Origin of the sequence: Roseomonas sp. HF4 (assembly GCF_005222755.1) — a bacterium.
GTDB lineage: Bacteria > Pseudomonadota > Alphaproteobacteria > Acetobacterales > Acetobacteraceae > Neoroseomonas.
The window spans coordinates 535,252-548,141 of the sequence record NZ_STGD01000002.1 but is presented as its reverse complement, the minus strand read 5'-3'; the positions used below and the strand labels follow the sequence as shown (position 1 = coordinate 548,141).

At 74.0% G+C, this 12,890-nt stretch carries 14 protein-coding genes; 9 read left to right on the top strand and 5 right to left on the bottom strand.

What is annotated here, in order from left to right; translation table 11 throughout:
* Positions 1-228 precede the first annotated feature (228 nt).
* From E8M80_RS05560 to flgF, 5 genes are all read right to left on the bottom strand, one after another.
* Positions 229-948 carry an SOS response-associated peptidase gene (locus E8M80_RS05560; RefSeq protein ID WP_137124645.1) on the bottom strand — a complete coding sequence of 240 codons (720 nt, stop codon included), beginning with the start codon at positions 946-948 and terminating at the stop codon, positions 229-231.
* 145 nt (positions 949-1,093) lie between these two features.
* The gene (gene flgH / locus E8M80_RS05555) at positions 1,094-1,828 is read right to left on the bottom strand and encodes a flagellar basal body L-ring protein FlgH (protein ID WP_137124644.1); all 735 of its coding nucleotides are present in this window, start codon (positions 1,826-1,828) and stop codon (positions 1,094-1,096) included.
* A gap of 1 nt (position 1,829) precedes the next feature.
* A complete protein-coding gene (flgA, locus tag E8M80_RS05550; protein ID WP_137124643.1) occupies positions 1,830-2,786 on the bottom strand; it encodes a flagellar basal body P-ring formation chaperone FlgA in 957 nt (318 codons plus the stop codon).
* Positions 2,786-3,571: a flagellar basal-body rod protein FlgG gene (gene flgG / locus E8M80_RS05545; RefSeq protein WP_137124642.1), complete on the bottom strand. Its 786-nt coding sequence runs from the start codon at positions 3,569-3,571 to the stop codon at positions 2,786-2,788. Before flgG ends, flgA begins: the two co-directional genes overlap by 1 nt.
* Before the next feature lie 12 nt (positions 3,572-3,583).
* Entirely contained in the window at positions 3,584-4,327 is a 744-nt protein-coding gene (flgF, locus tag E8M80_RS05540) for a flagellar basal-body rod protein FlgF (RefSeq protein WP_137124641.1), read from the bottom strand.
* 193 nt (positions 4,328-4,520) lie between these two features.
* Here flgF and E8M80_RS05535 point away from each other — a divergent pair, with 193 nt between their 5' ends.
* From E8M80_RS05535 to speE, 9 genes are all read left to right on the top strand, one after another.
* Complete coding sequence (locus E8M80_RS05535) at positions 4,521-5,057, top strand: flagellar basal body-associated FliL family protein (RefSeq protein WP_170979200.1); 537 nt, start codon at positions 4,521-4,523, stop codon at positions 5,055-5,057.
* A complete protein-coding gene (fliM, locus tag E8M80_RS05530; protein ID WP_137124639.1) occupies positions 5,054-6,121 on the top strand; it encodes a flagellar motor switch protein FliM in 1,068 nt (355 codons plus the stop codon). The genes E8M80_RS05535 and fliM overlap by 4 nt, the downstream gene beginning before the upstream one ends.
* Positions 6,122-6,124: 3 nt before the next feature.
* On the top strand, positions 6,125-6,559 hold the full coding sequence (locus E8M80_RS05525) for a DUF6468 domain-containing protein (protein WP_137124638.1): 435 nt from the start codon (positions 6,125-6,127) through the stop codon (positions 6,557-6,559).
* Positions 6,556-7,209 carry a MotE family protein gene (locus E8M80_RS05520; RefSeq protein ID WP_137124637.1) on the top strand — a complete coding sequence of 218 codons (654 nt, stop codon included), beginning with the start codon at positions 6,556-6,558 and terminating at the stop codon, positions 7,207-7,209. The genes E8M80_RS05525 and E8M80_RS05520 overlap by 4 nt, the downstream gene beginning before the upstream one ends.
* 34 nt (positions 7,210-7,243) lie before the next feature.
* The gene (locus E8M80_RS05515) at positions 7,244-7,624 is read left to right on the top strand and encodes a chemotaxis response regulator CheY (protein ID WP_137124636.1); all 381 of its coding nucleotides are present in this window, start codon (positions 7,244-7,246) and stop codon (positions 7,622-7,624) included.
* The gene (locus E8M80_RS05510) at positions 7,617-8,213 is read left to right on the top strand and encodes a protein phosphatase CheZ (protein WP_137124635.1); all 597 of its coding nucleotides are present in this window, start codon (positions 7,617-7,619) and stop codon (positions 8,211-8,213) included. The genes E8M80_RS05515 and E8M80_RS05510 overlap by 8 nt, the downstream gene beginning before the upstream one ends.
* Positions 8,213-11,164, top strand: coding sequence for a hypothetical protein (locus E8M80_RS05505; protein ID WP_137124634.1), 2,952 nt, complete (start codon positions 8,213-8,215; stop codon positions 11,162-11,164). The genes E8M80_RS05510 and E8M80_RS05505 overlap by 1 nt, the downstream gene beginning before the upstream one ends.
* Positions 11,165-11,325: 161 nt before the next feature.
* Positions 11,326-11,784, top strand: a complete 459-nt coding sequence (speD, locus tag E8M80_RS05500; RefSeq protein ID WP_137124633.1) for an adenosylmethionine decarboxylase — start codon at positions 11,326-11,328, stop codon at positions 11,782-11,784.
* A 77-nt stretch (positions 11,785-11,861) separates the two neighbouring features.
* Positions 11,862-12,731 (top strand): polyamine aminopropyltransferase, encoded by an 870-nt coding sequence (gene speE, locus E8M80_RS05495; RefSeq protein ID WP_137124632.1) that lies wholly within the window; start codon positions 11,862-11,864, stop codon positions 12,729-12,731.
* Positions 12,732-12,890 lie beyond the last annotated feature (159 nt).

The following is a 12,890-nucleotide window of genomic DNA, read 5'->3' as shown; positions in this document are numbered from 1 at the left end:
AGCAGCAGGCCAGCGACGGCGTAGGCTCTGGGACTGCCGCCCCCGTAACCCGCGCACCCCGGCAAACATCCACGGGCAGCCCCAGCCCTGTCATCCCGGCGCTGGGTACGCACCCACCGCTCGACCATCACGCCCACTGACAGCAGGGTTTCTGGAGGTGTCCATCTATCGGAGGTCGCGTCACGCCAGGCCGCCAGCGCGCCGACCACGGCTTCGCGGCGCGACGGTTCAGCCGGTCAGCGGCGGCGACGCGTCATCGAGGCCGGCCGGGGCGACCGCCAGCGGGTCCCGCGCGATCAGCCCCGCGTCATTCTCCGCCACGCGGCCAACCCGGCCTGTCACGGGCCAGAAGGCGAGCCGCTGATCCTCGGCCGGGCGCAGCAGCGCGAGAACGGCCGCCTCATCCTCGCCCTCCAGCCATTTGTCCCAGTCTGCCGGCGGCAGGATCACCGGCATCCGGTCGTGCAGCAGCGCCTGCCGCCCGGCCGCTGCGCAGGTGATGATCGTGTAGGTCCGCAGCCACTCCCCGTCCGGCTGCTTCCACCCCTCCCACAGGCCGGCGCAGGCCATGGGCTCGCCGGATCGCAGCGCGCAGGCGAAAGGCTGTTTCGCGCGGCCCTCAGTCCGCCATTCATAGAACCCGTCCATCGGCACGAGGCAGCGTCGCTTCGCGAAGGCGTCGCGGAAGGCGGGCTTTTCGACGACCGATTCGCCCCGCGCGTTCATCATGCGCGCCGCCCCCGTCGCATCCTTCGACCAGCGCGGCACGAGCCCCCAGCGCAGGACATCGAGGTGCCGCCCGCCGGTCCCGGGGTGGCGGCGCACCACGAGCCCCTCCTGCGTCGGCGCCTTGTTGAAGGATGGCACGAGGTTCGGCACCGCATTCGTCGTGCCGAAATACCGCGCGATGTCGCCCGAGGACCGGGCCTGGAAATACCTGCCGCACATTCGTTTTGTCCGCCGGGAGGTCAGCCGCCACGCCAACCCTAACCTCCCGGCGGAAGGGGGGGCAGGGCCCCCCTATACCCCCCCGGTCGCGGCGCACCGCCGCGGCCGCTTGGGGCGCGCCGGGGGGGGGGTGGTGAGGGCGGGGTCAGAACGGCAGGATGATGTCGAGCAACTCCTGCCCGAGGCGCGGACGCTGCACGTCGCTGATGGTCCCGCGCCCGCCATAGGCGATACGCGCTTCCGCCAGCCGGTCGTGCCGCACCGTGTTGTCGCTCGCGATGTCCTGCGGGCGGATCACGCCGCCCACGCTGAGGTCGCGCAATTCGCTGTTCACCCGCACCTGCTGCCGGCCGGTCACCACCAGGTTCCCGTTCGGCAGCACCTGCGCGACCGTCGCGGCCACGCGCAGCATCACCGTCTCGTTGCGGCGGATCGCGCCGGTGCCGTTCACGCCGCTGGTGGAATTGGCCTCGACCAGCCGGGTCGGGTCGATGCCCGTGGGCAGCAGCCGGGCATAGGAGGATTCGAGGCCGAGGATCCGCGGCAGCCCCATGCCTTCCGAATTGTCGCGCGCCCTGGTGGTGCGGTTCTGCAATTCCGCCTCGTCGGCGATCGAGACCAGGATGGTGATGATGTCGCCCACCGCCGCGGCACGCTGGTCGCGCAGGAAGGTCCGGCTGCCCGGCCGCCAGAGCGAGTTGTTCGCCAGGGGCGGGTCCTGCGGGTTGGGCATCGGCATCGACACCGGTCGCCAGCGCGGGTCGGCTGTCGGGTTCGTGACGCCCGCCATTTCCGGCGGGTCGCCGAGGCGCGACAGCCGCTCCGCGCCCGAACAGGCGCCGAGCAGCGCCGGCAGCAGGAGAGCCAGGGCGCGGCGCATCTCAGCCCCGCCCTGCCACCAGCACGGGCACGGCGCCCGGCGTCACGCGCACCCGGCCCGGCCCGATCGCCTCCGCCTCGACCACCGAGCGCGACAGCAGGTTCATCACCCGCACCGTCTCCCCCATCCCGGCATCCTCGAGCGCGCGGCCGCGCGCGGTCAGCGCAAGGCCCGGCGCCTCCAGCACCATCACGACCGGCTGGTTGCGCGCCACCACCACCGGCGCGACCAGGTCCACCGTCATGAAGGGCAGCCCCGCGCCGATCGGGCGGCGGAGCTGGCGGCCCACGACATCCTCCAGCCGCTGCGCGGTCCCGGGGCGCACGCGCTCGGCCCGGCTGCGGCGTTCCTCGGCGTCCCCGTCGCGCAGCACGTCGCCGACGGCCAGGCGCCGCAGCGCGACGACCACCGGTACGGTCGGCGCCGCGCGGCCCGCGATGCGGCTGCGCTGCGTCGCCATGCCCTCGGCCGCGACCACGAGCGTGCCCGCGAAGCGGCGCGTGCGCGCGTCGTAGTGCAGCGCCTCGAGGTCGACCTCTGGCAGTGCCGCGGCCGGCACCATGGGGGGGACGAAGCCCGGCAGGTCGAACTCCGCCTCCTCGGCATCGAGGCCCATGCGCGCGAGGTCGCGGCGGAGCAGCGCCTCGATCTCGTCGCGGTCGATCGCGCGGCCGGCGCGCTCGATCATGCTGCGCTCCTCGCCGGAGAGCGGCCGCCAGGCCAGGCCGTGGCGCTGCGCGATGGCGGCGAGGCTGCCCGCATCGAGCACCATCCGTCGCCCCGGGGCGGGTGCCGCGCCCACCATCTGCAGGGCGCGGGGGCCGGCATTCTCGAACAGGTCGCCCAGGCGCAGCACCGGCTCCTCGGCCAGCACCAGCGGGCGCGGCGCGGGGTGCAGCACCTCGGCGCGCGCGGGCAGCGCCAGGGCGGGCAGCAGGAAGATCGCGCGGCGGAGCATCAGCGGAGCCTCGTCAGGGTGGAGAGCATCTCGTCGGAAGTCGTGATGACGCGGGAATTCATCTCGTAGGCGCGCTGCGCCGTGATGAGGGAGGTGATCTCCTGCACGACGTTCACGTTCGACGTCTCGATGAAGCCCTGCATGGTCTGCCCGTAGCCCGGCGTGCCGGCCGCGCCCTGCTGCGCGTCGCCCGAGGAGGGCGTCGCGAGGAACAGGTTGTCGCCGATGGCTTCGAGCCCGCCCTCGTTCGCGAAGATCGCGAGCTGGAGCTGCCCCACGTTCTGCGGCTGCACCTGGCCGTCGATCTTGGCCAGCACCTCGCCGTTCGCGTTGATGGTGACGTCGCGCGCATTGGCCGGGATGGTGATGCCGGGCTGCACCACGAAGCCCTCGGCGGTGACAATGGTGCCCTCCGCGCTCAGGCCGAAGGTGCCGTCGCGGGTGTAGGCGGTCTCGCCCGAGGGCAGCTGGATCTGGAAGTAGCCATTGCCGCGGATGGCGATGTCGAAGCGGTTCTCGGTCTGCTGCAGGTTGCCCTGCTCGCTGATCCGGTAGACCGCCGCGGTGCGCACGCCAAGGCCGATCTGGGCGCCCGAGGGCAGGGTCGTGCCGGTGTCGGCCGACTGCGATCCGGTGCGGCGGAGGTTCTGGTAGATCAGGTCCTGGAATTCCGCGCGCCGGCGCTTGAAGCCGGTCGTCGAGATGTTGGCGATGTTGTTCGAGATGACCTCGACATTGTTCTGCTGGGCCATCATGCCGGTTGCGGCGACGTGCAGGGATCGCATGGCCGGAGTTCCTTACGTGCGCCGGCGCAGGATGCGCTCGACGGCGGTGGACAGGCGCTCGCCCTCGCGCTCGGCGAATTGGGCGGCGAACTGGAATTCGCGTAGCTCGGTCGTGAGCCGCGTCATCTCGGCTACCGGGCGGACGTTCGATCCCTCGAGCACGCCCTGGCGCAGCGCCGGGCGCTCGACCGGCAGCGCCGCCTCGGCGGCGGCGTCGAACAGGCGGTCGCCCTCGGCCAGCAGCCCCTGCGGGTTCTCGAAGCGGACGACGCGCAGCCGGCCGATCACGCCGTTCTCGCTCCGCACCGTGCCGTCGCCCTGGATCTCGATGCGGCTGTCATTGGGCGCGACGGCGATGGGCAGCCCGCCTTCGCCGAGCACCGGGTGGCCTTCCATGTCCACGATCCGCCCGCCCTCGCCCAGGCTGAAGCGGCCGGCCCGGGTGAAGCGCTCGCCGCGCGGGGTCTCGACGGCGAAGAAGCCTTCCCCCGTGATGGCGGCATCGAGCGGATTGCCGGTCACCTGCATGGCGCCGGTCTCCATGTCACGCCAGGTCGCGCGGTCGGCCACGAAATGCACGTCCCGCCCGCCGGGCGGCGCGGCGGCGGCGTCCTGGCGCTCGAGATGGGCGGCGAAGACCGGGCGAAGCGCGCGGTAGCCGGGCGTGTCCGCATTGGCGACGTTGTGCGCCAGCACCTGCGTCGCGCGGGACTGCAGCGTGAGGCGCGAGAGGATGATGTAGCCCGGGCTGTCCATGCGGCACGTCTCCGGAAGGAACCGGTCCGGGCAGGGCAACCGGCGTGCCAGCCACAGGGGGCGCCGGGGGCGGCATTTCCTGCCCGACGGCGGCAGCCGGCGCCGGCCCACCCGGCATTTCCGCCACCCGCGCCCTGCGCAAGCCTTCCTTAACGGCGCCCGCCGATGCTGCGTCCCTGGCAGGAGATCGTGGATGTCGGCAGCGCCCGAAGCGGCGGAAGGCGGGACGGCGGCGAAGGGCGGCGGCAGGAAGAAGCTCCTGCTGCTCGCGCTGCCCGTCGTGCTGGGCGGTGCCGGCGCGGCGCTCTGGTTCACGGGCATCCTGCCCGGGCTGCTCGGCCTCGGCCCCGCCCCCGGGTCCGCGGGTGAAGGCACCCCGCAGGCCGAGGCGCCGCCCGCGCCCCCGGCCTTCTTCGACATGCCCGAGATCATCACGAACCTGAACGCGCCCGGTCGGCGGCCGGTCTTCGTCAAGCTGCGCAGCAAGCTCGAGATCACGCGCGCGGACGACGCGGCCGCCATCCAGGCCGCCATGCCCCGCGTGCTCGACCTGTTCCAGACCTACCTGCGCGAGACGCGGCCCGAGGAACTGCGCGGCTCGGCCGGCACGCACCGGCTGCGGGAGGAACTGATCGCGCGCGCCAATGTCGCGGTCGCGCCGCCGGCCGGCAGCACGCAGCGCGCGCCGCGCATCACCGACGTGCTGTTCACGGAGATCCTGATCCAGTGAGCGGCAGCCCGGAGGAAGACGACCTCGCCGCCGCCTGGGGCGCCGCGCTCGAGGAGGACGGCGTGGCGGAGGCGGCCGCGCCGCCGCCCGACGCCACGCGCGTGCTGAACCAGGCCGAGATCGACAGCCTGCTCGGCTTCGAGAACGGCGGCGGCGGCGCGGCCGAGGAAAGCGGCATCCAGAGGATCATCTCCTCGGGCCTCGTCTCCTACGAACGCCTGCCGATGCTCGAGATCGTCTTCGACCGGCTGGTGCGCCTGATGTCGACGACGCTGCGCAACTTCACCTCCGACAACGTCGAGGTCTCGATCGACAGCATCGTCTCGCTCCGCTTCGCCGACTACCTGAACTCGATCCCGCTGCCGGCGATGCTCGGCGTCACGCATATCGAGAAATGGGACAATTACGGCCTGGTCGTCGTCGATTCCGCCCTGATCTATTCGGTCGTGGACGTGCTGCTCGGCGGGCGGCGCGGCACCGCCGCGATGCGGATCGAGGGCCGCCCCTACACCACCATCGAGCGCACGCTGGTCGAGCGCCTGATCGGCGTGGTGCTGGAGGACCTGACCGCGGCCTTCGAGCCGCTCTGCCCCGTCCGCTTCGCGTTCGACCGGCTCGAGGTGAACCCGCGCTTCGCCGCCATCTCCCGCCCGTCCAACGCCTGCGTGCTGGTGCGGCTGCGCGTCGACATGGAGGACCGCGGCGGCAAGCTCGAGTTGCTGCTGCCCTACGCCACGCTCGAGCCCGTGCGCGAGCTGCTGCTGCAGCAGTTCATGGGTGAGAAGTTCGGCCGCGACAGCATCTGGGAGACGCATCTGGCCGACGAGCTGCTCTCGACCGAGGTCGCGCTCGATGTCGTGCTGGACGAGCAGCTCGCCCCGCTTTCGTCGATGCTCTCGCTGAAGGTTGGGGACCGCATCGCCCTTGGCGTCGCGCCCGGCGCGCCGGTGCGGTTGCGCTGCGGCGACATCCCGTTGTTCGAGGCGGAGCTCGGCCGGCAGGAACAGCGGCTTGCGGTGCGGATCGCGCGCGAGATCGCGCGCGGCCGGCAGGCGGAGGGCTGAGGCATGTCCATGCTGGAATGGGGGCTGCAGGTCGTCCTCCTCGCGCTGCTCGGCGCGGCCATTCCCTTCGCGCTCCGGCTCGAACGCGCGCTGCGCGAAATCCGCCGCGATCGCGGTGCGATGGAGGGCAGCGCGCAGGGCCTGTCGGAGGCCGCGCGCATGGCGGAGGCGGCGATGGTGCGGCTGCGCGCCTCGGCCGAGCTCGCCGGCCGGCAGGTCGCCGAGCGCACCGCCGCCGCCGAGCCGCTGCGCGACGACCTGCGCTACCTGATCGAGCGCGCCGAGAGCCTGGCCGACCGCCTGGAGGGCCTGGTGCGGGCCGGCCGGCCACTCGCCGCCGAGGCGCCCCGTGCGCCCGAGGCGCCGCTGCAGAGCCAGGCTGAACGCGGCCTGATGCGGGCGCTGGCGCTCGGCGCGCAGAAGGGCGCGCCGCGATGATGCCGCGCCCGCGGCTGCTGCCGGTCGCGATCCTCGCCATGGCGGGGCTGTTCGTCGTCAAGGCGGGGGCGCTGCTGGGCGTGGCGCAGGGCCCGGGCGCCGTCATCGGCCCCGCGCGGGCGGCCGACCCGCCGGCCGCCGCGGTGCCGCCGCCGGTCCGCGCCGACCGGCCGCCGGCCCCGGTCCCGGTGACCATGCCGGCCCCGGCCCCGGCCCCGGCCCCCGGCGCGCCGGCCGAGCAGGCCGAGCGCGCGCTGCTCGAGCAACTCCGCGCCCGGCGCGGCGAGATCGAGGCGCGTGAGCAGGCCGCGGCAGCGCAGGAGGTGGTCCTGCAGGCGACCGAGCGCCGCATTGCCCGCCGCGTCGAGGAACTGACGGCCCTGCAGCAGCGCCTCGAGGCGCTGGAGCGCAGCCGGGCCGACCGCGAGGAGGCGGGCTGGCGCGGCCTGGTGCGGACCTATGAGGCGATGCGCCCGCGCGACGCGGCCGCGATCTTCAACGAGCTTGAGATGCCCGTGCTGGTCGAGATCCTGGACCGCATGGGCGAGCGCAAGGCCGCCCCCGTGATCGGCGCGATGCGCGCCGAGCAGGCGCGGCTGGTGACGACGGAACTGGCCCGGCACCGCGCGCGCCGGACCGGATCGGACTGACGGATCAACGGCCACAGGAGGCACCAGGGACCCGATGGACAAGACCATGAACGTCCTGATCGTGGACGACTACCGCACGATGCTTCGCATCATCCGCAACCTCCTGAAGCAGCTCGACTTCAACAACGTGGACGAGGCGACCGACGGGCAGGAGGCGCTGTCCAAGCTTCGCGCGGGCAATTTCGGCCTCGTCATCAGCGACTGGAACATGGCGCCCATGACCGGGCTCGACCTGCTGAAGGAGGTGCGGGCCGATGCCCGGCTCAAGGCCACCCCCTTCATCATGATCACGGCCGAGAGCAAGACCGAGAACGTGATCGCCGCCAAGGCGGCCGGGGTCTCGAACTACATCGTCAAGCCCTTCAACGCCGAGACGCTGAAGGACAAGATCGAGAAGGTGATGGTCCATGCCTGACGGGATCCCCGCCAGCCCGGAGGACGACCGGATCGAGGCCGCGGTGCGCGCCGTGCTCGGCAGCATGTCGGGCGACCTGACGGCGAAGGAGGCCGCGCTGCTGGCCGAGCTCGAGGCGCTCGGCCGCACCATCGCCCGCGCCAAGGCCGAGATCGCGCAATTGTCGGTGGACGAGATCACCGGCGCGCACATCCCCTCGGCCACCGACGAGCTCGACGCCATCGTGGACCACACCGCGCAGGCGACGAACGAGATCCTCGACTGCTGCGAGGTGCTCGAGAAGCTCGAATCCGAGGTGCCGCCGGCTGCCGCCGTCGCACTGCAGGGCGCAGTCACGCGCATCTACGAGGCCTGTTCCTTCCAGGACATCACCGGCCAGCGCATCAGCAAGGTCGTGGCCGCCCTGAAGGCGATCGAGAGCCGGGTCGAGACCGCCGTCGCGAATGCCAGCGGGCGTGTCGCCGCCATGGCGACCGAGCCGCCCGCCGCGCCGCGCACCGAGGGCCAGGCGCTCGCGAACGGCCCGCAGTTGCCGGGCGGTGCCTCCTCGCAGGCCGAGATCGACCGCCTGCTGGCCAGCTTCGACTGATGCGCCGCGCGGCCGCGCTGCTCGGCATCCTGCTGCTGCTCGGCCTGCCGGCCCGCGCAGAGGAGGAAGCGCCGCGCGTCCCGCTGCGCACCGGCAGCCATGCCGACCACGGGCGGCTCGTCTTCGACTGGCCGCGGCGCGTGGGCTACGGCGTGGTGCAGGAGGACGGGCGCATCCTGCTGCGCTTCGAGGCGCCGGCCGCCCTCGACCTCGCCGCGGCGCGGCGCCCGCCGCGCAACGTGCTCGGCGTCGAGGAAGCGGAGGGCGCGATCGCGATCCGCGTCGCGCCGGGTGCTCGGCTGCGGCATTTCCGGCTCGGCAACCGGGTGGTGGTGGACCTGCTCGACGCGCCCGCCGACGAGGCGGCCGCGGCCGTCCCGCCGGCGCTGGAGGCCGCGCGCGGCGGCCGCCGTGCGGTGCCGCCCGGTCCCGACGCTGCTTTGCCCTTGCCGCCGCCGCCCCCGCCGGGAGCGCCGGCCCCGGCCACCGCCCTGCCGCCGCCGGAGGCGCCGGCCCAACGCACCGCCCCGCCGGCGATGCGCGACGCCCCGGTCTCCGACGCGCCGCAGAACGCACCGCCGCCGCGGCCACCGCCGCCGTCGCCCGCCGATGCCGTTCGCGCCGCCGAGGCGCCCCCGCCCGCGCCAGCGCCGCGTGCCGCCGCCGAGGGCCGCCCCGTGCGCCAGGCGCGAATGTCCCAGGCGATCTCGATCCCCGTGCCGCCGGAGACGGGGCTGGCGCTGCTGCGCCGCGGCGAGGAGGTCATCGCCGTGCTCGACCGCGCGGTCCCGCTCGACCTCTCGGCGCTCCGCCAGCATCCGGTCTTCGGCGCGCTCGACATCCTGCCGGCGCCCGAGGCCACGGTGCTGCGCCTGCCCTTGGCCGCGCCCGCGCGCATCGTCGCGCGGCGGGACGCCGGCGCCTGGGTGCTCGAGCCGACGCGCGAGCCGGCATCGCCCGACGCCCCGGTCCTGCGCGCCGTGCCCGAAGCCGGGCCGCCGGCCCGCATCGCGCTGCTGGGCGATGTGGCCGAGGGCGCGGCCGGCGGCGTCGTCGCCATCACGGATCCCCTCGGTGGCCTGCCCCTGCTGGTCGCGACGCTCCGTCGGCCGGGGCCCGGCGTTGCGCTGGCGCGGCGCCTGCCTGAACTCGAACTGCTGCCGACCATGATGGGTGCGGCGGTGCTGGCGCGGTCCGACCGCGTGGCGATGCGCCCGCTGGCCGACCGGATCGTGCTCGAGGCCGCCGGCGGCGGCGCGCTCGTGCTCGGTGCCGCGGGCGGGCAGGAGCCGCCGGCGGAGATCCTGACCATGACCCGCACGCTCGACCTGCCGGACGCGCCCGTGCCCGCGCTGATGGAGCGCCTGCGCCAGCAGCTGGTCGCGGTGAACGAGACGGCGCCGCTGTCGCGCGGGCCGCGGCGGCGCGACGCGGCCGAGACGCTGCTCTCGCTTGGGCTGCCGCAGGAAGCGCAGGCGATGGCCGCGCTGGCGCTGCGCGAGGACCCGCTGGCGCGCGACGACCCGCGGCTTCTGCTGGCGCAGGGCGCCGCGGCGCTGCTCGGCGGGCGGCTGGGCGAGGCCGGCCCGCTGGCCGACCCACGCCTGCCTGCGACGGACGAGGTGGCGCTCTGGCGCGCGCTCCGCGCCGCGGCCGAGGGGGAGGAGGCGGCCGCGCCGGCGCTGGTCGCGGGCGCGCCGCTGCTGCTCGCCTATCCGCCCGCGCTGCGCGAGAGGCTGCTGCCGATGGCGCTCGAGACCATGGCGACGGGCGGCGAGGCCGCCCATGCCGCGCGCCTGCTGGCGGCGGCGGGGGAGGTGCCCGGCCTCGATCTCGCGCGCGCGCTGCTGACCGAGGCGGCGGGCGATTCCGAGGCGGCGCTCGCGGCCTATGACGCGCTGGTCGCTGGCCGGGACCGGCGTCAGCGCGCGGTCGCCTTGCGGCGCGCCGCCGAATTGCGCCTGGGTCGCGGTGCGCTCGATGCCGCGGCGGCGGCGGAGGCGCTGGAACGTGCGCTGTTCGCCTGGCGCGGCGGCCTGCAGGAGGTGGCGCTGCGCCGGCGGATCGCGGCACTCAGGCTCGAGGCGGGCCAGGGCCAGGCCGCCTTCACCCTGCTGGAGGAGACGGCGCGGCTGTTCCCGCCCGACGCGGCGCCCCTGCAGCCCGACCTTGCCGCGGCCTTCGCGGCGGCGCTGGAGCAGGCGCCGCCGCTCGCCGCCGCCGCCCTGTTCGACGCTCATCCCGACCTGCTGCCCGAAGGTGAGCGCGGCGAGGCGGCCGTGCTGCTGCTGGCGGACCGCCTCGCGCAGCTGGATCTGACGGGACGCGCCGCGGCGCTGCTCGACCAGGCCGTGCGTCGCGCTGCGCCCGCCACCCGCGCCGCGATCGGCGCGCGGCTGGCGGAACTGCACATGGTCGAGGGGGAGGCGGCGGCGGCGATCGTGGCGCTGGACCGCACCGAGGTGGCCGAGGCGTCGCCCGCGCTGTCCAGCCGCCGCGCCCTGCTGCGCGCCCGCGCCCTGGCCCGCCGCGGCGACCGCGACGGCGCCGAGGAGGTGCTGGCGGGCCTCGGCGCCGCGGGCGCGGAGCCGCGCGCGGAACTCCGCGCCGAGGCGCAGGACTGGGCCGGCGCCAGCGCCGCGCAGATGGAGCACCTGGCCGCCGCCCTGCCGCCCGCGCCGGCGCCGCTCGGCCGGTCGGAGCGTGCCGCTCTCGCCCGCGCCGCGGCCTATGCCGCGCTGGCGGGGGACGAGGTGCTGCTGGCCGCGCTGCGGGACGCGCATGGGCCGCGCATGGCGGACGGGCCGCTTGCCGAGGCCTTCGCGCTGCTGACCGGCGACCCGCTGCGCGGCATCGCCGACCTGCCGCGCGTCGCGCGGGAGATCGGCATGCTGCGCGTGCTGCCGAGGCGGCTGGAGGCCTTGCGGGGACCTGTGCCGGTCACACGATGAGTTGCGCGTCCCCCCGGGCGGGGCGCTGCAAATTTTCCGGTCCCGAGGGTCAATATTCACTTGCGCCCCCGGACCCCTTGCCCCATACGGCGCGGCCGTTGACCCAATGATCGGAATTCCCCGATCGCCCTGGTCATCTGCTGGCTGGAAGGAGCCCTGACATGGAAGCTCTCGTCCAACCGGGGATGGTCTCGGATTTGCCGAGCGACACCCGGAACACCGACGAAGACCGCTCGGCGCACCCCGAGAAGGATTATTTCATCGCGCGCAACGGCGTCCGCTACGCCGGCACGCACGTGATCATCGACCTGTGGGGGGCGACGAACCTCGACGACCCCGAACATATCGATTCCGTGCTGCGCGAAGCCGCCTTGGCCACGGGGGCCACGATCCTGCACGGGCATTTCCATCACTTCTCGCCGAATGGCGGGGTGTCGGGCGTGCTGGTGCTGGCGGAAAGCCACGTCTCCATCCATTCCTGGCCGGAGCGGGACTACGCGGCGCTCGACATCTTCGTCTGCGGCGACTGCGACCCCTACAAGGCGCTGCCCGCGCTCAAGCGCGGCTTCCTGCCGGAACGCGTGCAGCTCGCCGAGCACAAGCGCGGGCTGATCGGGTAACGGGCGCGCCAGCGCCGAGCCGAACCGGGGCCGGGCGGCAGCGTCCGGCCCCTTCGCTTGAACGGGGGATGGCACCGATGCCCTATGACATCTGGGTGAACGAGACGCTGTACGACGCCTGGGGCCAGCGCTTCCGGGTGAAGCGCGAACTGGCGCGCGAGACGTCGGAGTTCCAGGACATCCTGATCTTCGAGAGCGAGACGCATGGCCGCGTCATGATGCTCGACGGCGTGGTGCAGATCACGGAAGCGGACGAATTCTCCTACCAGGAGATGATCGCCCATGTGCCGCTGTTGGCGCATGGCGAGGCGCGGAGCGTGCTCATCATCGGCGCGGGCGACGGCGGGGTGCTGCGGCGCGTCCTGCAGCACCGCACCGTCGAGCGCGCCGTGATGGTCGAGATCGACGGCGAGGTCATCCGGCTCGCCAAGGAGTTCCTGCCCGGCATCGCGGGCGACGCCTGGTCCGACCCGCGCGCCGAGGTGCTGGTGGCCGACGGCATCGACTACGTCCGCCGCGCGCCTGATGCCGCCTTCGACGTGGTGATCGTCGACAGCACCGACCCGATCGGCGTGGGCGAGGCGCTGTTCACCGATGAATTCTATGCCAATTGCGCCCGCCTGCTGACGCCGCGCGGGTTGGTCGTGAACCAGTGCGGCGTGCCGCAGATGCAGGCCGAGGAACTGCGCGAGACGTCGATCCGCCGGGGCAGGGCCTTCCCGGACATCTGGGCCTATGTCGCGGCGGTGCCGACCTATGTCGGCGGCTTCATGACGCTGGGCTGGGCGGCCAAGGATGCCGCGTGCCGGCGCGTGCCGGCCGCGGAGATCCGGCGCCGGGCGGAGGCGGCGGGGATCCTCGGCACCACGCGGTACTGGACGCCGGAGATCCACGCGGGCGCGTTCCACCTGCCGCCCTATATCGCCGAGCACCTGCCCGGGCGCTGAGGGCGGGAAGGGGCCTTGCCCCTCCCCGGACCCCACCCCAACCCCACCCTACCCCACCAAAGGCCGAAAGGCCTCTGGACACCCATACCGCGCCACCCCCCGAGGGCGGGCACCAGGGATCGGTTTCCAAAGGCCCTTCGGCCTTTGGCGGGGGGCGAG